The sequence below is a fragment of the Agrobacterium sp. CG674 genome, from assembly GCF_053521645.1.
On record NZ_JBNWDZ010000001.1, the window covers coordinates 213,112 to 235,128 of the forward strand.

Here is a 22,017-nt window from a genome sequence, read left to right on the forward strand (position 1 = left end):
GCTTAGCGCGCCATCCACCCACCATCCACGGGCAGAACCGTGCCGTGGACATAATTTGACGCGGCTGAAGCGAGAAACACGGCCGCGCCGCCGATCTCTTCCGGCTTACCCCAATGCCCAGCGGGAATGCGTGCCAGAATGGCGGCGTTGCGGTCTGGATCGTTGCGCAGGGCTTCGGTGTTGTTGGTATCGAAATAGCCGGGCGCGATGGCGTTGACGTTGATGCCTTTGCCCGCCCATTCGCAGGCCAGAAGACGCGTCAGGCCCGCAAGTCCGCTCTTGGAGGCGGTGTAAGAGGGAATGCGAATTCCACCTTGGAACGACAGGAGCGAGGCGATATTGATGATCTTGCCTGGCTTGCCTTGCGCAACAAGATGACGGGCAAAGGCCTGGCTGAGGAAGAACACCGTCTTCAGATTGACATCCATCACCGCGTCCCAGTCAGCCTCGGTAAAGTCGAGGGAGTCAGCGCGTTTGATGATGCCCGCATTGTTGACGAGGATATCGGCACCGCCGCAATGGCGCACCGTTTCTTCCATGATCGCGTCGACGGGGGCAATGCTGGAAAGGTCGGCCTTGATGCTGTGGCTTTTCCCACCGATGGCGGCGATCGCATCTTCCGTCTCCGCCATCGAAGAACGCCCGACGAGGACCGCGGTCGCTCCTGCACCGGCCAGAGCAATCGCGATGCCCTGTCCAAGTCCCGTATTGGCCCCGGTGATGATCGCAGTCTTGTCGGTCAGGTCGAAGGAAACGGTCATCCGGGATCTCCATCCATTGGCATCGGCTCTGCGCTATCTACCGCAACCGGGCTGCAGGTTCAAGAAACAAATAGTACCAATTTATAAAATCATATGATGACATGGCCTCGGACAACCATGGTTTGCAAATGGAGGCCGCCTCAGGTCAAAATCAGGCGAAACCGTTGCGAGCACAACTTTGAGCTTGACGAAGCAGGCGAGTTGCGAGACTACAAATATATTACCAGCGCCCTGACATCGGGCTTTGGAAGATGAACTTAGGTGCCGGGCCCCTCTGGCGAGAGTTTTACGGCGCTCTCGTGATGTCGGTACCGCCTGCTTATTACGCCGGCGGATTGTAACCCATGAAAAATCTGACCATGCATTCTGTGCGTGCGCTTTCTGTCACGTCTGCGCCGCGTTTTCCTGTTCGCACATCGTTGCTGGGAGCGCTGTAATGACCACAAGCACAAAATCCACACTGACCTACTTCAAGTGGGCCTTTATCGTCACCGTTGTCGGCCTCATTCTGGGCGGCTATCTCGGCTGGCAGATGACAGGTACCGTCAGCGGTACCGCCACGATCTTCTTCATTTGTGCGGTTCTGGCTGTTCTCGAAATCTCGCTTTCCTTCGATAACGCCATCGTCAATGCCAACAAGCTGAAAGACATGACGCCGGAATGGCAGCATCGCTTTCTGACATGGGGCATTCTCATTGCCGTCTTCGGCATGCGTATCGTCTTCCCGCTGCTCATCGTCGTTGTTGCTGCTAATGTTGGTCCTTGGACAGCCATGGTCATGGCGGCAACAGAGCCGGATCGTTACGCGCAGATCATGAAGGACGCGCATCTGCCGATTGCTGCCTTCGGTGGCACGTTCCTGATGATGGTCGGCCTCAGCTTCTTTTTCGATCACGAAAAAGACGTGCACTGGGTCCGCTGGGTCGAAGAGAAAATTGCGACCTATTCCTCCATCAAGGGCATCGAGATCGCTTTTGTGCTGATCGTCATGCTCGTCTTCTCGCGCATCATCGCGGGCAGCGCTGACCCGAAGCTCGGGCCGGAAGCAGCAAACGTGTTCTTCAGCTCAGCTATCTGGGGTCTCCTGACCTTCCTTCTGGTGGAAGTTCTGGGTGGTATTCTGGACCGCAGCCAGCAGGTGCTGGAAGGTGCTGCCAAGGGTGGTTTCGGCGCATTCCTTTATCTTGAAGTGCTCGATGCAAGCTTCTCCTTCGATGGCGTGATCGGTGCCTTCGCGCTCACCTCCAACCTGTTCATCATCGCCATCGGCCTTGGCATCGGTGCCATGTATGTCCGCTCGATGACGATCATGCTGGTCGAAAAGGGAACGCTGGCGGAATACCGCTATCTGGAGCACGGCGCATTTTATGCCATCCTCATCCTGTCGGTGATCATGTATGTCCAGAGCCTTGTCCATATTCCCGAAGTCATTACGGGTCTGGGCGGCGCGACACTCATCGGTATCTCGCTGTGGTCCTCTATCCGCTACAACAAGCGCGAAAGAGCCCATGAGCTGGCCGCTGGACATAGCACCAAGCATTAAGCGACTTGTTCGCGATGCTTCTCAGATGGCGCATCGCTTAAAAAATGAGCTTCGGTGGCTGAATTGCCGAAGCAACTTACCCTCTGAATGCGATTTTCGGCGTGTAACTGGCAGTTTTTCATCTGGCACGTTTCATGCATGTCTATTGCCAAGTCCAGAGGGGACATAAAAGCTCGATAACGGGCAAAGAGACCGCCGACACTGCTCTGTACCAAACGGATACAGAATGGATGTCGGCGGTTTCATTTTGTTCACGGTTTTGCGAGACTATGCTCCGGTCATTATCCCCTGCGGAACCAATGAATGGAGCCGAGTGTGTCTTTCGAACTGTCGCCGTCGCAAGCGCTGAGCCTTTGGCACCGGGTGGTGCTGGCGCAGGTCGAGGATGATGGGCCGGACCTGACATCCCGCCAGATGGCGATCCTTCTGCATATTTATCTTGTGCCTCCTCCCCATACGGTTCGCGGCCTGGCCGCCGTGCTGGGCGTAACCAAGCCGGTCATAACCCGCGCTTTGGACAGCATGGGCGCGATAGGGCTTGTGGAGCGTGAGCGCGACCCGCGCGACCGCCGCAACGTCATCATCAAGCGCACCGTCACAGGTGCGCTCTATCTGGAAAAATTCGGAGATCTGGTTATCGCGCAGGCACGAACGATATAGGTTGGCAATCATTGGACCGTGCATAAACCGAGGACACAGCAATATGACATCCCCAGACATGCCCCTTGACCAGCGCCTCAACATCTTCCGGGCCGATCTTGCCGATGAGCGACTGCGGGGCAAGGTGGAGGCTCAACGTTATGTCACCGGCACCCCTGCCAGCGTCATCCTTCCCGTCATCGGCCTTCGCCCCAAGCCGGATTTGGCATGCGGCATTGATACCGAGTTGCTGCTGGGAGAGGCGGTGCGTGTCTTTGACAGGGCAAATGGCTGGGCCTGGGTTCAGGCCGATGCGGATGGCTATGCTGGCTATGTGCCGGAAGCGGCCATCGGGGAAACGGTCGCCCCGACCCACCGTATCATCGCACCCCGCACCTTTCTCTACCCGCAGGCCGAGCTGAGAAAGCCGCCCGTCGCTGCGCTCTCCATGGGCAGCCTTGTCACTGTTGTTGGAGAGGAAGAGACGCGCGGAACGCGCTATCTGATGACCGCAAAAGGCGAAGGCATCATCGCCGCCCACTGCATGGCTGTGAACGAATGCGTAGCGGATGATTACGTGTCTGTCGCCCTACGCTTTCTGGAAACACCCTATCTCTGGGGCGGACGCTCCGGTTTCGGTATCGATTGCTCCGGTCTGGTGCAATTGTCTGCCGCGATGGTTGGCAGATCGGTCCTGCGCGATACGGATATGCAGGTCAGCACGCTCGGTACTGATATCAGCCGGGATGAATTGCGCCGGGGCGATCTCGTCTTCTGGAAGGGCCATGTCGGCATCATGGAGGACGAACAGACGCTTCTCCACGCCAACGGCCACACCATGAATGTATCACGGGAGAACCTTGATGGGGCCATCAAGCGGATCGGCTGGCTCTATGAGATGCCCACGGCCTTCCGCCGTCTCTAGACTTTCACGAAAACGTTTGGCTTCTGCACTGTTCCGGTGCCGGGGTGGCTTCTATATGAAGGCAGGCAGTTTAATACGGGTCATCGATATGGCAAGATTGGCATCATGCGCCGCAGCTCTGGGTATAGCCGTCATTTCGTTTTCAACGATTGCGCGGGCGCAGACGGTTTACGAGAAGGGCTTCATGCCCGCGCCGGATGCTTACACCAATCTGCCGGGCGTCAAGGACCCGAAGACGCTTCGCCCGAAAGAGCGGTATAATTGCTATTCCACATCCGTTCAGTCCGGTTACCCTGATGGCGCTTACCGGGATGTTTTCGGCAGTCAGGGATTGCCAGTTCAGGGCTACCGCTGCACCGGCTCAGCCGGAGGTTCCGCCACTGGCACGCGTGCTCCCACCTCTAGAGACTGGTATCCGGGGATCAACCCGCCAGCTGTGGATTTTTGAAACATTCGCTATCCCTCATTCACGGAACTGTCTTTGCCTGAACCGGTCTGGACTTGATCCTGTTTTCAGATAAGTCTCTGATTGGAGAGCGAATAAGGCTCATCACGATGTCAAGCCTTTGGTAACGCGCAAGGGGTGTCGGCTCGGTCGGCACGGGGGATTTCAGCAGCAATGACGAAGATAGATATCGCAACCCGTGTTCACAATCATGCCTGGAAGCTGGATCCGATTGTGCGCAGCCTCATCGATACGGACTTCTACAAGCTGTTGATGTTGCAGATGATCTGGAAAATCTATCCAGAGGTCAACGCGACTTTCTCACTCATCAACCGTTCCAAGACGGTCAAGCTGGCCGATGAAATCGATGAGATGGAGCTGCGCGAGCAGCTTGACCACGCCCGCAGTCTGCGGCTTTCCAAGAAGGAAAGCATCTGGCTAGCCGGCAACACATTTTATGGTCGTGCCCAGATTTTCGAGCCCGAATTCCTGTCCTGGCTGGATAGCTATCAATTGCCGGAATATGAACTGTTCAAGCGTGATGGCCAGTATGAACTGAATTTCCACGGTCGCTGGATGGACACCACGCTATGGGAAATTCCAGCGCTTGCAATTATCAACGAGTTGCGTTCGCGCAGCGCCATGCGCTCGCTTGGGTATTTCACGCTCGATGTTCTCTATGCCCGCGCCAAGGCAAAAATGTGGGCGAAGGTGGAGCGCCTGCGGGAATTGCCGGGCCTGCGCATTTCCGATTTCGGCACGCGCCGCCGCCACAGCTTCCTGTGGCAACGCTGGTGCGTCGAAGCTTTGAAAGAAGGCATCGGTCCGGCCTTTACCGGCACCAGCAATGTGTTGCTGGCCATGGATTCGGATCTGGAGGCTGTCGGCACCAATGCGCATGAATTGCCGATGGTGGTGGCCGCTCTGGCCCAGAATGACGAAAGCCTCGCCGCCGCACCCTATCAGGTGATGAAGGACTGGAACCGTCTTTATGGCGGCAATCTGCTGATCGTCCTGCCAGATGCGTTCGGCACAGCGGCGTTCCTGCGCAATGCACCTGAATGGGTGGCGGACTGGACAGGCTTTCGACCCGATAGCGCACCGCCTATCGAAGGCGGCGAGAAGATCATCGACTGGTGGCAGAAGATGGACCGTGACCCAAAGAAGAAGCTTCTGATCTTTTCTGACGGTCTGGACGTCGATGCCATCATCGACACCTACAAGCATTTCGAAGGCCGCGTCAGAATGAGCTTCGGCTGGGGCACCAATCTGACGAATGATTTCGCAGGCTGCGCACCCAATACCATTGAAAGCCTGAAGCCGATTTCTATCGTCTGCAAGGTTATCGATGCCAATGGCCGTCCGGCCGTCAAGCTCTCCGATAACCCGCAAAAGGCAACCGGAGAACCGGGAGAGGTGCAACGCTACCTGAAATTCTTCGGTCAGGAAGACCGCAAGGATCAGGACGTGCGCGTATAGAGCGTTTCCGGTGAACACGGGTTCACCGGAAACGCTCTATCGCTTTGTTTTCACGCAATTCCGGACGCAAAACCGGTTCCCACTTTTGCTGGAATTGCTCTAAAGGGGCGGTTTTCCGCCCCCATTCCCATGCTAGTTCTTTGCGAAGTTACGCGAGATGTAATGGAACAGTGCCCGAATGCCCTGCGCTTCGCCACCGATGGATGAATGCGGGCGCTCGCTAAGCGACCAGCCGTAAATATCTAGGTGCGCCCAGCTCTTCGTCTGCGTGACGAAACGCTTGAGGAAGAGGGCGGCGGTGATGGAGCCAGCCATGCCGCCAGCAGGCGCATTGGTAATGTCTGCTGCGCGGGAGCGGATATCCTTGTCATAGCCCATGTAGAGCGGAAGGCGCCACAACGGGTCATCAACATCCATGCTCGCATCCGCTATGCCGTGGGCCAGATCCTCGTCATCGGTGAAGAAAGGCGGAACATCGGGACCAAGTGCGACGCGGGCAGCACCCGTCAGTGTCGCCATGTCGATCATCAGATCAGGCGCATCTTCATCCGCACAGGCCAGAGCGTCCGCCAACACGAGACGACCTTCCGCATCGGTATTGTCGATCTGCACGGTCAGGCCCTTGCGGCTCTGATAGATGTCGCCGGGGCGGAAGGCGTTCGAGGAAATGGAGTTTTCCACCGCAGGCACGAGGACGCGCAACTCGATCGGCAACCGGGCATCCATGATCATCAAGGCGAGACCCAGCACATTGGCGGCTCCACCCATATCCTTTTTCATCAGCGCCATGGAAGAAGACGGCTTGATGTCGAGGCCGCCCGTGTCGAAGCAGACACCCTTGCCGACTAGCGTGATGCGCGGATTGCCCTTCTTGCCCCAGCGCATGTCCAGAAGGCGAGGCGCACTTTCGCTGGCGCGGCCAACGGCGTGAATCAGAGGGAAGTTTTCCTTCAGCAGGTCCTCACCGGCCACGACCTTAACCTGCGCCTTATAGTGGGCGGCAAGGCTGCGGAAAGCGATTTCAAGCTGGTCAGGCCCCATATCATTGGCAGGTAGGTTGATGAGATCGCGGGCCAGATAGACGCCAGCCAGAATGCGCTTGATCTCAGCATCTGCCGCATCGCGGGGCATGAGCAGCTTTGCGCCACTGCTTTTCAAGGTGCGGTACTTGTCGAAACGATAGGCGCCCAGACCAAAGCCGAGCATCAGGCGGTTGACGGTGAGAGGTGCCGTTTCAATATGCCATTCGCCTTCCGGCAGTTCACGCGCCAGTTTGCCGGTAATGAAGGGAAATTCCGAAGGGTTGGTGCCTAGCCCCAGCAGTGCTCCACCCAGAGCACCCTCTGCCGAGGGCACCAGAAGGATAGCACCGGCATCGCCCTTAAACCCCGCTTTGCGCGCCCAGTCCAGCGCAATAGGGTCAATCGCAGCCTGTTCGATATGGGCAGGCGTGACCGCAAAGACCGGCAGTGTTTTTCCCCCCTTGGACGTGAAAGGCGTGGCGCGTTCGATATATTGGTAATGGGACATGGGATGCTCTCGAAAGGGGTGCTGGAACGGTCAAATTAACATTCTGTTAGGGTTAACAGATTATTGCTGGAGCGAGGGTTGCGTCGAGAGAAATCGCGCTGCGTTGCCCGTATAGATTTAATCCAGGAGCCGGGGGCAATGTCGTGATTGCTGTTTCTTCCCTTTCAGCGCGCCATTCATTGTTGGTACGCGGCGTTTACGCCGCAGCACTTGCCTTGTCGCTTGCCGGATGCGCTACCAACAAACCCGATCGCATGTCCACCGGCTCCATTCCGGCGGTGTCCCATTCCTATGACCAGATGAACATGGACCAGCTGCGGCAGGCCGAGGCTTCCGTCGGTAAGTCCTATGAGCGCAACCCCAAGGACCGCAATACGGGCTTGAACTACGCCAATGTGCTGATGATGACCGGCAAGAACACGCAGGCTCTCGCCGTCATGCAGCAGGTTGCCATCGCCTACCCATCCGACCGTGAGGTTCTGGCGTCCTACGGCAAGGCGCAGGCGGCTGCCGGGCAGCTGGAACAGGCGCTGAGCACCATCACGCGCGCGCAAACGCCCGATCGGCCTGACTGGCGTCTCTATTCTGCTGAAGGTGCGGTTCTCGATCAACTGGGCCGTTCGGGAGAAGCGCGGGCGAAATACCGTCAGGCGCTTGATCTGAAGCCGAATGATCCGAGCATTCTATCCAATCTTGGAATGTCCTACGTTCTTCAGAATGATCCACGCACGGCGGAAACCTATATGCGCTCTGCGGCCTCCCAGCCCGGTGCCGATAGCCGCATCCGGCAGAACCTTGCACTCGTCGTCGGACTTCAGGGACGCTTCGAGGAAGCGGAACGCATTGCCATGCAGGAGCTTTCTGCACAGCAGGCGCAGGCAAATCTGACCTATCTGCGCGGCATGCTGTCCCAGCAGAACGCATGGTCGCAGCTTTCCGACAAGAACAAGAAGACGGCGACCAACTGATTGCCGAACTGATCTGAATGAATGCAAAAGGCGCCCTGCGGGGCGCCTTTTTGGTGTCTACAGCTCTTTAAAATGTGTCAGAGACGCGAATGCCAGCTGGCCCGAGAATGACGGCGATCAGCACCGGTAGGAAGAAAATGATCATTGGCACGGTGAGCTTGGGCGGCAGTGCCGCGGCCTTCTTCTCCGCTTCATTCATGCGCTCGTCACGGCCTTCCTGCGCCAGAACACGCAGGGCCTGTGCCAGCGGTGTGCCGTAACGCTCTGCCTGGATCAGCGCCTGCACCACGCTTTTCACGCCATCCAACTGCGTGCGAATGCCCAGATTCTCAAGGGCGGTGCGCCTGTCCTGCAAGAACGACAGCTCCGCCGTGGTCAGCACCATTTCTTCGGCAAGTTCGGGAGACTGATCGGCCATCTCCTCGGCAACTCGGCGCATTGCCGCTTCCATCGATACCCCGGATTCCACACAGATCAGCATCAGATCCAGCGCATCCGGCCATGCCCGCTTGATGGATTTCTGCCGTTTGGACATCTGGTTGGAAATGAAGATGTTGGGCGCGTAGAAGCCGAGATAACCAAAGCCAAGAACGGCCATCAGCCGCAGGCCGAAGGGTCGTGTCGCCAGATTGCCCATGACGAAGACCCACAGGAATGCCAGCAGCAGAAAGATGAAGGGAAGAATGAAACGCGCCGCCAGAAACGTGTTCAATGCGTTCTGGGAACGGTAGCCCGCGGCCCTCAGCTTGTTGACGGTATTGGCATCCACCAAGGCTTCGCGCAGGTTGAAGCGCTCGACGATCCGCGTTGCAGATTTGTTGTTGTTGGCGCGCAGCGTCGTTTTTCCACCCTTGGCCGCCTCGGCCATGCGGTCACGTTCACGAATTCTGATCTGGTCCCGCTCGGTGGAGACCGCCTTCATGCGCTTGCTGAGGTCGCCCTTTTCAAAATAGGGCAGGGCAAGCGTATAAAATGTTGCAAAGACGGCCACGCCGACGAGGAGGGCGATGATGAGGTGCGGGTTGACGAGGCTGGCGATCAGTTCCTGTGACATTGCTCTTGCGCCTCAAATATCGAAGTTGATCATTTGGCGCATGACAACGATGCCGATGAGCATCCAGAACCCGGATACGCCGAGAATAAGATGCCCGCGCGGATCGCTGAAAAGCACCGCGATGTAGTCCGGCGATGTCAGGTAGACGAGGAGACCCACTATGAAGGGAAGCGCGCCAATGATGACCGCCGATGCCTTGGCCTCCATGGAGAGTGCGCTGACCTTGGCCCGCATTTTGCGACGTTCACGCAGCACCTTGGACAGGTTGGCAAGCGCCTCCGAGAGGTTGCCACCGGCCTGCGCCTGAATGGTGATGACGGTGCCGAAGAAGTTGACCTCAGACAAAGGCATGGTCAGCATCATGCGGTTGATGCCTTCGGGAATGCTCATGCCCACCTGCTGGGCTTCGACAACCCGCTGAAACTCGGTCTTCACAGGCTCTTGCCCGTCTGACGCGATCAGCCGGACGGAATCATTAAGCGGCAGGCCCGACTTGATGGAGCGGTACATGACATCAAGCGCGTTGGGAAATTCTTCCAGAAACTTGTTCTGCCGACGTTTGACCAGAAAGCCGAGGATCCAGCGCGGCAGACCAAGTGCGCCTACCATTCCGCCGCCAAGAGCAAGCAGAAGCGGTGCGCCATAGAGAAGTGATACCAAAAAGACGGCAAGCCCAAGCCCGCCGCCCATGAGGTAGAATTTCTGGATGGATATGGACAGACCGGCCTGAACGAGCTTGCCGCGAACGCTGTTATCGCGCCGGTGCTTTGATTTCTCGTTCTGCTTTTTTTCGAGATCCTTGAGTGTGTCCTGCACCGATTTTCGGCGCTTGCTCATCTCCTGCACGCGGTCTCGCGCAGCCTTGATCTTGATGCGGTCGGTTTCAGCAGCCTTTACCCGGCTCACACGGCTTGCTGTCTTCTTTTCGACCTCGATCTGAGGGAACAGGAAGACATAGGCCATCGCTCCTGCCGAAACGGCGACGAGGATCACGAGCAACAGCACCGTCATGTTCATTGTGCATTCCGCCTTGGTCTTGGCTATTGAGACTGTTTTTCCATCTCGTCGAGAGCGGCGGCGAGCCGCTTTTCCTCGTTGAAATAGCGTGCACGATCCCAGAAATATGGTTTGCTGATTCCCGTCGAAACATGGCGACCGATCAGACGTCCGTTGGCGTCCTCGCCTTCCATTTCGTAGCGCATCAGATCCTGGGTGATGATGACATCACCCTCCATGCCGAGCACTTCGGTTACCTGCGTTATGCGGCGCGAACCATCGCGAAGGCGGGCTGCCTGAATGATGACATCGACGGAAGACGAGATGATTTCCCGCACTGTCTTGGCCGGAAGGCTGAAGCCGCCCATGGCAATCATCGATTCCATGCGGCTCAGGCATTCACGCGGCGTGTTGGCGTGTATGGTACCCATGGAGCCGTCATGGCCGGTGTTCATCGCCTGCAGAAGGTCAAAGACTTCAGGGCCACGCACTTCGCCGACGATGATGCGTTCTGGCCGCATACGCAGGCAGTTCTTGACGAGGTCACGCATGGTGATTTCGCCTTCGCCTTCAATGTTGGGCGGGCGGGTTTCGAGCCGCACGACATGCGGTTGCTGAAGCTGCAGTTCGGCTGTGTCTTCGCAGGTAATGACGCGCTCAGTCTTGTCGATATAGCTCGTCAGGCAGTTCAAAAGCGTGGTTTTGCCCGAACCCGTGCCGCCTGAAATGACGACGTTGCACCGCACGCGCCCGATGATCTGCAGGAGAACCGCACCCTCCTGGCTGATCGCACCAAAGCGTACCAGTTGGTCGAGTGTCAGCTTGTCCTTCTTGAACTTTCGGATCGTCAGCGCGGGGCCATCAATGGCAAGCGGTGGGGCGATGACGTTGACGCGCGATCCGTCGGGCAGGCGGGCGTCGCAAATCGGGCTCGATTCGTCCACGCGACGGCCAACCTGGCTGACGATGCGCTGGCAGATCGACAGGAGCTGGGCATTGTCACGAAACCGGATGTCGGATTCGATGGTCTTGCCGTTGACTTCGATAAAGGTCTGGCCCGACCCGTTGACCATTATGTCGGCAATATCGTCGCGTGCCAGCAGCGGCTCCAAGGGACCATAACCCAGAACGTCGTTGCAAATGTCTTCCAGCAGCTCTTCCTGCTCGGAAATCGACATCGCAAAATTCTTGATAGTGATGATGTCGTTGACGATATCGCGAATTTCTTCGCGGGCGCTTTCCGTGTCCAGTTTCGCCAGTTGCGACAGATCGATCGTATCGATCAGGGCTGAGAAAACCTGCGCCTTTGTCTGGTAGTATTCATCCGTGCGAACGCGCTTGCGCACCTGGGGTGGAGCTGCATGGGTTGGCGGCGCGGGTGGGGCCATGACAAGCATGTCCGTCTGCTCGGCGCGTGGTGCCGTTGCAACAGGAGGCGGTACAGGTGCAGATGGTGCTGCCTGCCCGCTATATGCGCCCCTTGCGGGACCTTCGTTGCCACGTTTTCCGAACATTTGTGTCTTCCGGTATGTTTCACGGCCAAGCCGTGCATCACTTGCGTTTTATAAGATCCATGAACTTGCCAAGTCCGGCCCGCTTTGCTTTGCGCGCGGCAGAACGGCCCGTAACGATGTGTGAAATCTGCGAGAATGTTTCGGCAATCGATGATTTCGCGTCGATTTCGCTGATCATCCGTCCGCTATTGGCGGCATTTCCAAAAAGCTGCACATCGAACGGAATGATGGCAATCGGCTCTATTTCCAACGGTTCGAAGAAATCGGCAGGGGCGATCTCCGGACGCTTGAGCATGCCGACCTGATTGAGCACAAGGTGCGGCACCTTGTCGTTCGGTCGCAGTTTTTTCAGGGCATCCAGCAGGTTCTTGGTGTTTCTGAGGTTGGCGAGGTCAGGCACAGCCGTAATCACCACCTCGTCAGCGTCGGCCAGCACCGTCTGCGTCCAGTCGGACCAGATGTGAGGTACATCCAGAACCGCAACCGGGGCACTGCGCTGCAAAAGCTCCAGAAGCGGCTGAAAGGCCAGGCGCTCGAAATCATAAGGCCGGTCCAGAAGCGACGGTGCGGCGAGCAGAGAAAGATGCTCGGAGCATTTGGTCAGCAACCGGTCGAGAAACACTTCATCCAGACGTTCCGGGGCATAGACCGCCTCGGCAATGCCTTGAGCCGGGTCCTGATCAAAGTCGATATTGGCGGTGCCGAACGGCAGATCGAGATCGGCAAGAATGGTTTCTGTCGAAAACAGGTTGGAAATGCCGAAGGCGCAATTATGCGCGATGGTCGATGACCCGACGCCGCCCTTTGCGCCGATGAAGGCGATATTGCGGCCAAGCGGCTCTGCTTCCGGGTCAACGAAAATGGCAGAAATCGACGCCAGCAGGTCCGGCATCGTCACCGGCGCGACGAGGTATTCCGAAATGCCGTTGCGGATCAGATCCCGGTAGAGCGCGATATCGTTGTGGCGACCAATGATGATGACGCGTGTCGTGGGGTCGCAGACCTCAGCCAGAGGAGCAAGGTCGCTCAGCAGGTTAGACGGTTCACGCGCCGTTTCCAGCACGATCAGGTTTGGCGTTGGGCTGGATGAAAACATCGTCGCTGCCGCTTCGATTTCGCCATTGGTGACGCGCAGGCTGACCTTGTTCATGCGTCGGTCGCCCGAAAGGCGCTCCATCAGCCGCTGAATGCCTTCGCTTTCGCAAAAGGCATGGATGGAGATGCGGGGCAGGGGTCTCAAGCCGTCCAGATCGCCCATGCGCAAGGGTTCCTCGGAATAGGACTCTTGCGGATTGGCCTGTTGAATATCGTAATTGACCGGGCTCATTGTTTTTCCTGTTGCCGCGTGCGTTCTCGTCGGTATCAGTCCGCCGTGGAGGTGTTCTTGCCTGCGCGATAGTTACCGATCACCACGGAGCGGCGCTCAGCATCGATTGCGCTCATGCCACGTGGACCGACGAGGTCCATCGGGTTTGCCACCTGCGCGGCGAGATTGTTTTGCGATGCGCAGCCAAAATTGTACCAGTTCTTATTGGAATAGGTGTTGTCGGAAAGGTCTTCCGGCCATTGTCCGCACTGCCCTGTCATAGCCGTCATGGCAATGTAGCTCAGGCGAATGGGAGCAGCATCGCCCGTTGGTGCTGCGCGGTAATGGGTTTCCACGATCTTGCTCGACGCTATGCCGGAATTGCTCAGCACGGAGCGGATCTGGCGCTTGAGAATCGACGCGGCGGCAGAATTGGCCGATCCCGTCGGCACCTGGATCTGCACCAGCCCGGAGGAAACCGCGGTATAGCTCTGCGCAAACCCCTTGATGGTATCGGCCATGCCGATGGTCAGACGGTTGTCGCCAGCAGAAACCGGAATATCCAGCGAGTGCTGCGCTTCCGAAAGGGTGATCGGGTGACGGGTTCTGTAGTCATCGGGAATGGCGCCAGTCGACATCGGGTCGCGCGCACATCCCTGAAGCAGCAGGGTTGCGGTCAGCAATGAGAGGGTGATCCCGGCTCTGCGAAGGCGGGAAGTGTTTCTGGACGGGGTCATTGGGTGCATTTTCATCATTTGTAAATAAACCCTACCGAGCCCTGATAGGGCTGTGTGTGAGCCTGCTGCCGGTTTCCATAGACTTTGTTGACGCGGTTCATGAAATACATGCCGGCATCATTGTCCGGGTTGAAGTTGTCATCCGGGCGGGCGATTTCGTTGCGCGCCACCGGTCGCACCAGATAGGGCGTCGCGATGATGACAAGCTCGGTCTCGTTTCGGATAAAGTCCTTGCTGCGGAACAATGTGCCGAGGATGGGCACCTTGGAAGCTCCGGGCAGGCCGGACATGGCCTGGCGAACATTGTCCTGCACAAGACCGGCAATCACGATGGAACCGCCGGATGGCAGCTCCACGCTTGTGGAAGCTTCGCGCTTGCGGATCGACAGATAGGTGCTGCCGGGAATGCTGACGCTACTGCCGTTGCCGGTGACGGCGCTGCCCTCATAGGTGGGCTCTGAGACATTGGTCTCGATTTTGAGGCTGATACGTCCGGGTGACAGCACGACGGGACGGAAATTCAGTTCGATGCCATAATCGACCGTATCTGTGGTGCGCGTCACTGTGGGCCGACCGGTCGTCCCGTCAATAGCCACTTCCTGTTCCGCAGGCAGGCGGAACTCGCCGCCAACATAGAATTTCGCCTGTTCGCCAGAGATGGCTGTCAGGCTCGGTTCTGCCAGTGTGCGCATGACACCGGCCTGCTCCATGGCATTGAAATAGCTGCCCAGCGTGACCTTGCCGATGGTTCCAGCAATATTACCTGTGCCAGCAAGGCCGATTGCGTTGCCAAGGTTCGATGGATTGGAAAAGGAGATGCGGCCGCTGGCGTCACTGCCGGAACCGCTGATGGAGCCGTTGAAGCCGAGTTGCTTGAGAACCTGCCGGCTGACCTCCGCAACCGTCACCTTCAACGTGACCTGGTCTTCACCCTCGATTGTCAGCATATTGACGATGGATGATGCCTGGCGGTCTTCCGCAAAGATGGCAACTGCACCATCGCCGTTGCTCTGGCTGGTCTCGGTAATATTGCGCGTGGTTGCCTCACCGCCCTTCAGGAAGGCGGATGCAAGCTGAACGGCACGGGCGGAATCCTGAGGCGTGCGCACACTTCCAGACAAGACGATATTGTCCGATACGATTTCAACACGAATGTCGGATTCTGGAATGAAGCGACGAAGATTGGCTTGCAGGCCGGTAATATCTCGCTCGACCTCCAGATCGAGGCTGACAATTTCCTGCCCCTGATCTCCGAAGATGAAAATATTGGTCTGGCCGACCGCCTTGCCGAACAGGTAGATACGCCGTGAACTGCGCGTCACGGCATCTGCCATGCTGGGGTCTGCAACCAGAATATCATGGGCGTCCTGCGGCAGGTCGATGACCAGCGCCTTGTTAAGCCCAAGCTTTAGCCGCTTGCGAACACCCTGGCCGCTTTCATTGATCCGTACGATGCTGGCGCTCTGGGCCAGTGCTTCGTGTGTCGCTAGGCCCGGAGGCGCGTTCAAACCGGGAAAGCCCGAGAATGCGATGCAGAACGCCAGTCCGCCCGTAACGGACGAGCGCATGGCTTTTGTCAGGCAGGAAATTGCGCGGTGTCTGGTCATTGTGCCGACCCTCCCTGTCCGTCCCGGACGATTGAGCCGGATTTGATGATCTGGATAGCCGGTTTTCCCGAGCCCCCACTCAGGAGATAGTCGGCAGATGTGGTGTCGCTGTCCTGCGCGTCAGCAACCGAGCGCAGCGAAAGTGTCAGGCGATCCGCCATCTGCTGCGCCACCGTCATGATCTTTGCCTGTTCCGGCGTTAGTTCCAGCGTGGCCGTTGCACCAACGACGGCGGTGGTGCCGTCTTCGCCTTCCTTGATCTGCTGGTCGATGGCCAGAACACGGACATTGTTGAGAACGTTTTCGGTCAGGAAAGCCCCCGCATCACCCTTTCGAACCATGATCACGTCGACACGGTCGTTGGGAAGCACGAAACCACCTGCTCCCGTAGCAACGGAAATTTCCGTCGCCACAGCCCGTTTGCCCGCTGGCAACAGGGCAGACATGATGCGCGTGCTGGAATCCACCACCTTCTCAGGCCGCAGTGGCTCGCCTTCAAACAAGGGCAGGCGCACCACAGAGCCGGTCAGCTCGGTTATGGCGTCTGGCCGTTTGGCCTCGGTCACGAAATTCTCATTAATGCTGCCCTGCGGCCATGCCGCCCACCGCACGGAATCCGCGCTCAGACGGCTTCCGACAGGCAGATTGACGGAAGACACCAGAATATTGACCGTCGGTTCTTTCTGAATGATGGCTTCCGCGTGCTCGACAACCTGCTGCGGGCCGCCAAGCTGCGTGGCCAGCAAACCGGCCAGACCGGCGGCGACCACGGCGACTGAAAGAATGACGATGCGAGACGGTTTCATGCTTGGGCCTTGAAGGAGTCAGAATCTCTCCCCACCATGGCCCGCCATTGGTGTAATTATAGTTAATAAAATGTGTCGCGCTGTGGTTAATGAGATTTAAACGCCGCCGGGATCAGGCGCTCGCCTACGAAATGCTTTGCATGGCGAGTTGCACGATGGGCGCCTCTGGATAGGTGAGTAAGCCAGCGGCAGCGATCGCAATGCCGTAAGGGACTTTTTTGGCGACAAGAAGAGAGTCTGGAAGTCGGAGGCCGATCACCATGATTTCCTGAGAACGTGAACGTAACAGCAAGATACCGACTGTCAGCAGTCCTCCGATGACTGCAACGCTTAGTATGAAGAGTGCCAATGAGAAATTAAATCCGAACCAGATAGCAGACACGGCAAGAAGTTTTGCGTCGCCGCCACCCATTACATTGAGCGCAAAGAGCGCAAAGCAAGCAGAAAAGACTACGAGGCCACCGAGCAGGTTCATGCCGAACATGTTCCAGTCCATTCCAGTCAATGGAACAATTAGGATAAAAGCAAAGAAAAGGGACACAGAGATACGATTGGGAATCGTCATCGTAAAAAGATCTGAGATTGCTGCGAGGGCAAGTCCCATAGGGAGGATAAAGAATACAATTCCAGCAACCATTCTGCGCCCTAGCCTTTAGCTTATTTACAAGAAAGTAAACCAGAACAAAAAGCCGCCCAGTCATGGGCGGCGGTCCTTTCGCGCGCTAAGCGACTCAATTACTGACCTGATGTCGTCGCAGCAGCTGTCATTTTTGTTCCGATGTTTGTGAACAGCGTACCAATTTGTGTTCCAACAACCCCTGCACCAGTAATAATAGCGACGGAAATCAACGCTGCGATCAGGCCGTATTCGATGGCGGTCGCGCCGGACTCGTCTTTCATGAAGCGAGCGAAAATCTTTGTCATGCGGGTTCTCCTAAACTTTTCGATTGTTGTTCAGCACGCCGACAACTGTTTTCCGTTGTTCGGTTCCAGCCAAACTAGCGAGGGTAGATTTCCAACCACTTAAAAAAAGTGCTTAAGAAATGATTAAGCGAGGGTCACGTGGAGCATAGTAAACAATAGATCAAAGTAGAATCTCAATATTTATACATCGCTCAAAGTCCTGATTCTTGCGGAAAACACGCTTTAATTCCCTCTCGGATAAAGTTTCATTGTGACGCATATCGAGTTTCAAAATGGGGCATGCCCCATAGTGGCGCAAAAAACTGGAGGCGCAAAGCTTTGCGCCTATGCCATAATGGGATTGCGATTTAACGCTTCATTCACCAATCCCGCGCATGGTGATTTCATGACTATAGCGCGCCCGCTCCAATCAAGGCTGTCCCGACCCATGCTGTCCATTTCCACGGCACGAATCGCTGTTACATTGGCTGTGGTCATCGCGTCATCGACGGCAGTTTTCTCAGCCGATGGCGATATGCTGCGTGTTTCCATGAATCATGCCCGCGTGCTGAAGCTGGATAGGCCGGTCAGCAAAGTCATTATCGGCAACTCCAAAGTCGCAGATGCCACGGTTGCGGATGCAACGACCATCGTGCTGACAGGACGCAGCTTTGGCACCACAAACCTGGTCCTGCTGGATATTGACGGAAATGCTATTGTTGATGAGCGCGTGCTCGTTTCCATTGATGAAGGCAACACCGTCCGCGTCTTCCGCCAGACGGCCCGCACGGTCTTGTCCTGCACACCGAACTGCGAAGAGCACGCGCCCACTGAAGGCGGCACGGCCAGCGGCCAATAACACTTTTCTGAAGATATCACTGCGCCACGGGCATTGCTGAAAACGTCAGCTGTGCTCGTGCATGTCTGCGCTTACGGCACGTGAAAGCGCGCAAATCCGCCTGCGCCCGAAGGCGTGATTTTCACTGCGAATTTTTGCTAAGTTGTTGATCTGGCAAAGATCAAAAATGGAATGGTGCCCAGAAGAGGACTCGAACCTCCACACCCTTTCGAGTACCAGCACCTGAAGCTGGCGCGTCTACCAATTCCGCCATCTGGGCGACGAGGAGCCATGTACGGGGGCAGCCGTCTGGTGTCAACAGACATTTTGAAGTTTTGTGACGATCATTGATTTTTAAGCGAAAAAAACGACATCAGCCTGTGGGAGTTCAACGCCAAGCCGCCTTCATCTCTGAAGCCGGCTTGAGAATCAGCTATCAATCCCTTCATTCGGGGCTCTGTCGAAATGACCGAGGTCCCGGTTCGGGTCGATCATATCGCGAACGCGCTGTTTGAGGTCCTTGGGGCCGGGAAAGCCCCCATCGCGCTTGCGCTCCCAGATGACATCGTCGCCGACCAGAATTTCGAATCGGCCGCCGGTTGCCGGAACCAGCGCTACCTCTGAAAGGCTGTCGGCAAATGTGTGCAGCAGTTCCTGCGCCATCCAGGCGGAGCGCAGGAGCCAGTTGCACTGGGTGCAGTAGATGATGGCAATGCGTGGTTTTGGGGCGGCGTCTTGCATCGTATCCTCATATCTGCGGAAAGGCGTGAAAAGCATGTTTCGCCAGGCGCAGCTGATTTGCAAGTGTGTGGGCTAACCGATTCGCTTGAAAAACAGGGTCGTGCCGCAATAGCGACCATCGGGAAACAGCGCGTAGTCGGGAATGACACCCACGCGCTGCCAGGCGAACCTGAGATAGATGGCTTCCGCATCGCTGCCGGTGGCGGTGTCCAGAACCAGAAGGGTTCGGCCACGCCTCGCCGCTTCGGCTTCCACGTGGTCCATCAGCTTGCGGGAGAGGCCGAGGCCCCTCGCTGAGCGATGCACGAGAAGCTTCATCAGATCGCCCCGATGCGGCTGGTTGGGCTTTGTTGCCAGCCCGACCTGAACGGTGCCGACGATTTTGCCATTCACCTGCGCGGTAACGAGGATGATCTCACCTCGATCCACGGCATCAGCCACGCCGCGCCAATAGGCCTCTGCATCATTGGGTGAGAAGGGCAGCATGAAGCCAACGGACGCGTCGCCATTGACGCAATCGGAGAGAACCTCGCAGAGCTCTGGCAACGCGGCCAATGTTTCCTGCTTGGTCAATGTGAGGATGAGGGTCATTCGTAACTCCTGAAGATGTCAGCTCTTGCGCTGGTCCAGCACCACGGCGTAGCGCGCCGATGTATCGGATGGATTGTGGAACATGTGTCCTTCGCCGATGGGCATGAAAAGGCAATCGCCGGGCCCCATCCGGTGCACCTCGCCGCCGGTCGTCATCTCCAGTGCGCCTTCCAGCAGCCATACATATTGCACCATGCCCCGGCTTGCCGTGTGCGGCGGGAAGGTCACTTTGGCATATGGCGGAAACTCCACCTCGACGATATCGACATCATACCCGTTAAGGGGAGGGGAAATCGCGCGTCTGATATAGCCGGTATCAGGATCTTGCCATCTCGGCTGGTCCTGCCGTTTGATGAGCGGTGAGGCGGCGTCTTCATCCTGCGCAAAGAAGCCGGATAGCGATAGCCCGAAGGCCGCGCAGATGCGTGCCAGAAGCGCAGCCGTCGGGCTGGCTTCCGCCCGCTCTATCCGCGAAATCATCGCCCGGCTAACGCCGGATGTGGAGGCGAGCTGGTCAAGTGTCAGATTGCGCTCTTGGCGGAGATGTTTGATGCGCTCCGCAATGGACCGCTCGATGTCATCATGGTTTTCCATTATATGAGATTAAAAATCTCTCAAGATGGAGTCAAGATGCCACATGAGAATGGCTAGTCAAAAAGTCTTCTGGCAGTGCGATCGTTAAAAAGCCGAACTTTAAAGGCGTTTCGCCAAATTCCCGCTTTTCCAGCGCAAGAGCCCCTGCTATAGCGCGGGGCATGAGCACAAATTCGACCCGCACCCCGCTTGACCATATCCGCAACTTCTCCATCGTTGCCCATATCGATCATGGCAAATCCACCCTTGCAGACCGGTTGATCCAGTCCACGGGCGGTCTTGCCGAACGCGATATGTCCGAGCAGGTGCTCGACAACATGGATATTGAGCGCGAGCGCGGCATCACCATCAAGGCACAGACCGTGCGCCTGCATTACAAGGCGAATAACGGCGAAACCTATGTCCTGAACCTCATCGACACCCCCGGCCACGTTGACTTTGCCTATGAAGTCTCGCGCTCGCTCTCTGCCTGTGAAGGTTCGCTTCTGGTGGTGGATGCGTCCCAGGGCGTGGAAGCGCAGACATTGGCCAACGTCTATCAGGCCATCGACAATGATCACGAGATCGTCACGGTCCTGAACAAGATCGATTTGCCTGCGGCAGAGCCAGACCGTATTCGCGAACAGATCGAAGAAGTTATCGGCATCGACGCATCTCAGGCCGTTTTGATTTCGGCCAAGACCGGCCTCGGTATTCCCGATGTTCTGGAAGCCATCGTTCACCAGTTGCCGCCGCCAAAGAGCGAGCTTGGCGAAAAGGGTCCGTTGAAGGCTCTGCTGGTGGATAGCTGGTATGACACCTATCTCGGCGTCATGGTTCTGGTGCGCGTTCTCGATGGCGTACTGACCAAGGGCCAGACCATCCGCATGATGGGTACCGATGCCAAATATCAGGTGGAGCGCGTTGGCGTTCTCACTCCAAAAATGGTGGCTGTCGATAGCCTCGGCCCGGGCGAGATCGGTTTCATCACCGGTTCCATCAAGGAAGTGGCCGATACCCGCGTTGGCGATACCATCACCGAAGACAAGCGCCCGACGGCGCAGGCACTGCCGGGCTTCAAGCCAGCGCAGCCTGTGGTGTTCTGTGGCCTCTTCCCGGTCGATGCTGCGGACTTTGAAGATCTTCGCGCCGCCATGGGCAAGCTTCGCCTTAACGACGCATCTTTCTCGTTTGAGATGGAGTCCTCTGCGGCGCTCGGCTTCGGTTTCCGCTGCGGCTTCTTGGGCCTCCTGCATCTGGAAATCATTCAGGAACGTCTGGAGCGCGAGTTCGACCTCGACCTCATCGCAACAGCGCCGTCTGTGGTCTATCAGCTGACCATGACCGATGGCTCCGAGCGTGAGTTGCACAATCCGGCTGACATGCCTGATGTCGTCAAGATTTCGGAAATCCGCGAGCCGTGGATCAAGGCGACCATTCTGACGCCGGACGATTATCTCGGTGGTATCCTGAAGCTCTGTCAGGATCGTCGCGGCATTCAGACGGAACTGACCTATGTCGGCAAGCGCGCCATGCTCACCTATGAGCTGCCGCTCAACGAAGTGGTGTTCGATTTCTACGACCGCCTTAAGTCCATTTCCAAGGGCTATGCCTCGTTCGATTACCATCTGGATGGTTATCGCGAAGGCAATCTCGTCAAGATGTCGATCATGGTCAATGGCGAGCCGGTGGACGCTCTCTCTATGCTCGTGCACCGCACCGCAGCAGACAAGCGCGGCCGTGACATGTGCGAAAAGTTGAAAGACCTGATCCCACGCCACATGTTCAAGATCCCCATTCAGGCAGCCATCGGCGGCAACGTCATTGCGCGCGAAACGATCTCGGCCATGCGCAAGGACGTGACAGCCAAGTGCTACGGCGGCGATGCCACCCGTAAGCGCAAACTTCTGGACAAGCAGAAGGAAGGCAAGAAGCGCATGCGCCAGTTCGGCAAGGTGGACATTCCTCAGGAAGCCTTCATCGCAGCGCTTAAGATGAGCGACGATTGATCACGAAAAAACCGCTTGAGCCAAGGCCGAGCGGTTTTTCTTTTTCACCAAT

At 57.1% G+C, this 22,017-nt stretch carries 22 protein-coding genes and 1 tRNA gene; 8 read left to right on the top strand and 15 right to left on the bottom strand.

The genetic code is table 11. The annotated features are described in order from the left end of the window. Positions 1 to 2 precede the first annotated feature (2 nt). Complete coding sequence (kduD, locus tag ACQZ51_RS01040; protein WP_448774597.1) at positions 3 to 761, bottom strand: 2-dehydro-3-deoxy-D-gluconate 5-dehydrogenase KduD; 759 nt, start codon at positions 759 to 761, stop codon at positions 3 to 5. Positions 762 to 1,197: 436 nt separating this feature from the next. Between kduD and ACQZ51_RS01045 the strand changes: the two genes are divergently transcribed. The 5 genes from ACQZ51_RS01045 (at position 1,198) to pncB (ending at position 5,792) form a co-directional block, all read left to right on the top strand. Continuing rightward, entirely contained in the window at positions 1,198 to 2,304 is a 1,107-nt protein-coding gene (locus ACQZ51_RS01045; RefSeq protein ID WP_448774598.1) for a DUF475 domain-containing protein, read from the top strand. 315 nt (positions 2,305 to 2,619) lie between these two features. Continuing rightward, positions 2,620 to 2,964: a MarR family winged helix-turn-helix transcriptional regulator gene (locus tag ACQZ51_RS01050; protein WP_155398727.1), complete on the top strand. Its 345-nt coding sequence runs from the start codon at positions 2,620 to 2,622 to the stop codon at positions 2,962 to 2,964. Positions 2,965 to 3,022: 58 nt separating this feature from the next. Continuing rightward, entirely contained in the window at positions 3,023 to 3,868 is an 846-nt protein-coding gene (locus ACQZ51_RS01055) for a C40 family peptidase (RefSeq protein WP_448775700.1), read from the top strand. 88 nt (positions 3,869 to 3,956) lie between these two features. Next, a complete protein-coding gene (locus tag ACQZ51_RS01060; protein WP_448774600.1) occupies positions 3,957 to 4,316 on the top strand; it encodes a hypothetical protein in 360 nt (119 codons plus the stop codon). A 171-nt stretch (positions 4,317 to 4,487) separates the two neighbouring features. Next, positions 4,488 to 5,792, top strand: a complete 1,305-nt coding sequence (gene pncB, locus ACQZ51_RS01065) for a nicotinate phosphoribosyltransferase (RefSeq protein WP_448774601.1) — start codon at positions 4,488 to 4,490, stop codon at positions 5,790 to 5,792. Positions 5,793 to 5,924: 132 nt separating this feature from the next. Here pncB and ACQZ51_RS01070 read toward each other — a convergent pair whose 3' ends face one another. Then, on the bottom strand, positions 5,925 to 7,322 hold the full coding sequence (locus tag ACQZ51_RS01070; RefSeq protein ID WP_448774603.1) for a leucyl aminopeptidase family protein: 1,398 nt from the start codon (positions 7,320 to 7,322) through the stop codon (positions 5,925 to 5,927). Positions 7,323 to 7,576: 254 nt separating this feature from the next. Between ACQZ51_RS01070 and ACQZ51_RS01075 the strand changes: the two genes are divergently transcribed. Then, complete coding sequence (locus ACQZ51_RS01075) at positions 7,577 to 8,290, top strand: tetratricopeptide repeat protein (protein WP_192063827.1); 714 nt, start codon at positions 7,577 to 7,579, stop codon at positions 8,288 to 8,290. 67 nt (positions 8,291 to 8,357) lie between these two features. Here ACQZ51_RS01075 and ACQZ51_RS01080 read toward each other — a convergent pair whose 3' ends face one another. The 9 genes from ACQZ51_RS01080 to ACQZ51_RS01120 form a co-directional block, all read right to left on the bottom strand. After that, positions 8,358 to 9,344: a type II secretion system F family protein gene (locus ACQZ51_RS01080; RefSeq protein WP_448774605.1), complete on the bottom strand. Its 987-nt coding sequence runs from the start codon at positions 9,342 to 9,344 to the stop codon at positions 8,358 to 8,360. Positions 9,345 to 9,356: 12 nt separating this feature from the next. Then, positions 9,357 to 10,361 carry a type II secretion system F family protein gene (locus tag ACQZ51_RS01085; RefSeq protein WP_448774606.1) on the bottom strand — a complete coding sequence of 335 codons (1,005 nt, stop codon included), beginning with the start codon at positions 10,359 to 10,361 and terminating at the stop codon, positions 9,357 to 9,359. A gap of 23 nt (positions 10,362 to 10,384) precedes the next feature. Next, positions 10,385 to 11,854, bottom strand: a complete 1,470-nt coding sequence (locus ACQZ51_RS01090; protein WP_448774608.1) for a CpaF family protein — start codon at positions 11,852 to 11,854, stop codon at positions 10,385 to 10,387. A gap of 37 nt (positions 11,855 to 11,891) precedes the next feature. Then, positions 11,892 to 13,181, bottom strand: a complete 1,290-nt coding sequence (locus ACQZ51_RS01095; protein WP_042616297.1) for an AAA family ATPase — start codon at positions 13,179 to 13,181, stop codon at positions 11,892 to 11,894. 35 nt (positions 13,182 to 13,216) lie between these two features. Beyond that, positions 13,217 to 13,897 (bottom strand): CpaD family pilus assembly protein, encoded by a 681-nt coding sequence (locus ACQZ51_RS01100; RefSeq protein WP_448774609.1) that lies wholly within the window; start codon positions 13,895 to 13,897, stop codon positions 13,217 to 13,219. A gap of 14 nt (positions 13,898 to 13,911) precedes the next feature. Continuing rightward, positions 13,912 to 15,504 (bottom strand): type II and III secretion system protein family protein, encoded by a 1,593-nt coding sequence (locus tag ACQZ51_RS01105; protein ID WP_448774611.1) that lies wholly within the window; start codon positions 15,502 to 15,504, stop codon positions 13,912 to 13,914. Then, positions 15,501 to 16,310 carry a Flp pilus assembly protein CpaB gene (cpaB, locus tag ACQZ51_RS01110; protein ID WP_448774613.1) on the bottom strand — a complete coding sequence of 270 codons (810 nt, stop codon included), beginning with the start codon at positions 16,308 to 16,310 and terminating at the stop codon, positions 15,501 to 15,503. Before cpaB ends, ACQZ51_RS01105 begins: the two co-directional genes overlap by 4 nt. 124 nt (positions 16,311 to 16,434) lie before the next feature. Then, on the bottom strand, positions 16,435 to 16,947 hold the full coding sequence (locus tag ACQZ51_RS01115) for an A24 family peptidase (protein ID WP_448774615.1): 513 nt from the start codon (positions 16,945 to 16,947) through the stop codon (positions 16,435 to 16,437). A gap of 98 nt (positions 16,948 to 17,045) precedes the next feature. Next, positions 17,046 to 17,234, bottom strand: coding sequence for a Flp family type IVb pilin (locus tag ACQZ51_RS01120; RefSeq protein ID WP_448774616.1), 189 nt, complete (start codon positions 17,232 to 17,234; stop codon positions 17,046 to 17,048). 514 nt (positions 17,235 to 17,748) lie between these two features. Between ACQZ51_RS01120 and ACQZ51_RS01125 the strand changes: the two genes are divergently transcribed. Next, the gene (locus tag ACQZ51_RS01125) at positions 17,749 to 18,072 is read left to right on the top strand and encodes a pilus assembly protein N-terminal domain-containing protein (protein WP_448775702.1); all 324 of its coding nucleotides are present in this window, start codon (positions 17,749 to 17,751) and stop codon (positions 18,070 to 18,072) included. Positions 18,073 to 18,244: 172 nt separating this feature from the next. Here ACQZ51_RS01125 and ACQZ51_RS01130 read toward each other — a convergent pair. From ACQZ51_RS01130 to ACQZ51_RS01145, 4 genes are all read right to left on the bottom strand, one after another. Beyond that, positions 18,245 to 18,331, bottom strand: a tRNA-Leu gene (locus ACQZ51_RS01130). A gap of 149 nt (positions 18,332 to 18,480) precedes the next feature. After that, positions 18,481 to 18,792: a SelT/SelW/SelH family protein gene (locus ACQZ51_RS01135; protein ID WP_448774617.1), complete on the bottom strand. Its 312-nt coding sequence runs from the start codon at positions 18,790 to 18,792 to the stop codon at positions 18,481 to 18,483. 72 nt (positions 18,793 to 18,864) lie between these two features. Further along, the gene (locus ACQZ51_RS01140; RefSeq protein ID WP_448774618.1) at positions 18,865 to 19,383 is read right to left on the bottom strand and encodes an N-acetyltransferase family protein; all 519 of its coding nucleotides are present in this window, start codon (positions 19,381 to 19,383) and stop codon (positions 18,865 to 18,867) included. 18 nt (positions 19,384 to 19,401) lie between these two features. Beyond that, a complete protein-coding gene (locus ACQZ51_RS01145) occupies positions 19,402 to 19,977 on the bottom strand; it encodes a helix-turn-helix domain-containing protein (RefSeq protein WP_448774620.1) in 576 nt (191 codons plus the stop codon). Between the two features lie 149 nt (positions 19,978 to 20,126). Between ACQZ51_RS01145 and lepA the strand changes: the two genes are divergently transcribed. Continuing rightward, a complete protein-coding gene (gene lepA, locus ACQZ51_RS01150; RefSeq protein ID WP_042616306.1) occupies positions 20,127 to 21,965 on the top strand; it encodes a translation elongation factor 4 in 1,839 nt (612 codons plus the stop codon). The last annotated feature ends 52 nt before the right edge of the window (positions 21,966 to 22,017 follow it).

Bases quoted from the DNA above. Each gene is read 5' to 3' on its own strand.
- ACQZ51_RS01125 (WP_448775702.1), top strand. From the start codon at position 17,749: ATGCTGCGTGTTTCCATGAATCATGCCCGCGTGCTGAAGCTGGATAGG.
- ACQZ51_RS01075 (WP_192063827.1), top strand. From the start codon at position 7,577: ATGTCCACCGGCTCCATTCCGGCGGTGTCCCATTCCTATGACCAGATG.
- ACQZ51_RS01145 (WP_448774620.1), bottom strand. From the start codon at position 19,977: ATGGAAAACCATGATGACATCGAGCGGTCCATTGCGGAGCGCATCAAA.
- pncB (WP_448774601.1), top strand. From the start codon at position 4,488: ATGACGAAGATAGATATCGCAACCCGTGTTCACAATCATGCCTGGAAG.
- ACQZ51_RS01080 (WP_448774605.1), bottom strand. From the start codon at position 9,344: ATGTCACAGGAACTGATCGCCAGCCTCGTCAACCCGCACCTCATCATC.
- ACQZ51_RS01045 (WP_448774598.1), top strand. From the start codon at position 1,198: ATGACCACAAGCACAAAATCCACACTGACCTACTTCAAGTGGGCCTTT.
- ACQZ51_RS01115 (WP_448774615.1), bottom strand. From the start codon at position 16,947: ATGGTTGCTGGAATTGTATTCTTTATCCTCCCTATGGGACTTGCCCTC.
- cpaB (WP_448774613.1), bottom strand. From the start codon at position 16,310: ATGAAACCGTCTCGCATCGTCATTCTTTCAGTCGCCGTGGTCGCCGCC.
- ACQZ51_RS01060 (WP_448774600.1), top strand. From the start codon at position 3,957: ATGGCAAGATTGGCATCATGCGCCGCAGCTCTGGGTATAGCCGTCATT.
- ACQZ51_RS01095 (WP_042616297.1), bottom strand. From the start codon at position 13,181: ATGAGCCCGGTCAATTACGATATTCAACAGGCCAATCCGCAAGAGTCC.
- ACQZ51_RS01135 (WP_448774617.1), bottom strand. From the start codon at position 18,792: ATGCAAGACGCCGCCCCAAAACCACGCATTGCCATCATCTACTGCACC.
- kduD (WP_448774597.1), bottom strand. From the start codon at position 761: ATGACCGTTTCCTTCGACCTGACCGACAAGACTGCGATCATCACCGGG.
- ACQZ51_RS01085 (WP_448774606.1), bottom strand. From the start codon at position 10,361: ATGAACATGACGGTGCTGTTGCTCGTGATCCTCGTCGCCGTTTCGGCA.
- ACQZ51_RS01055 (WP_448775700.1), top strand. From the start codon at position 3,023: ATGCCCCTTGACCAGCGCCTCAACATCTTCCGGGCCGATCTTGCCGAT.
- ACQZ51_RS01090 (WP_448774608.1), bottom strand. From the start codon at position 11,854: ATGTTCGGAAAACGTGGCAACGAAGGTCCCGCAAGGGGCGCATATAGC.
- ACQZ51_RS01140 (WP_448774618.1), bottom strand. From the start codon at position 19,383: ATGACCCTCATCCTCACATTGACCAAGCAGGAAACATTGGCCGCGTTG.
- ACQZ51_RS01100 (WP_448774609.1), bottom strand. From the start codon at position 13,897: ATGACCCCGTCCAGAAACACTTCCCGCCTTCGCAGAGCCGGGATCACC.
- ACQZ51_RS01120 (WP_448774616.1), bottom strand. From the start codon at position 17,234: ATGACAAAGATTTTCGCTCGCTTCATGAAAGACGAGTCCGGCGCGACC.
- ACQZ51_RS01105 (WP_448774611.1), bottom strand. From the start codon at position 15,504: ATGACCAGACACCGCGCAATTTCCTGCCTGACAAAAGCCATGCGCTCG.
- ACQZ51_RS01070 (WP_448774603.1), bottom strand. From the start codon at position 7,322: ATGTCCCATTACCAATATATCGAACGCGCCACGCCTTTCACGTCCAAG.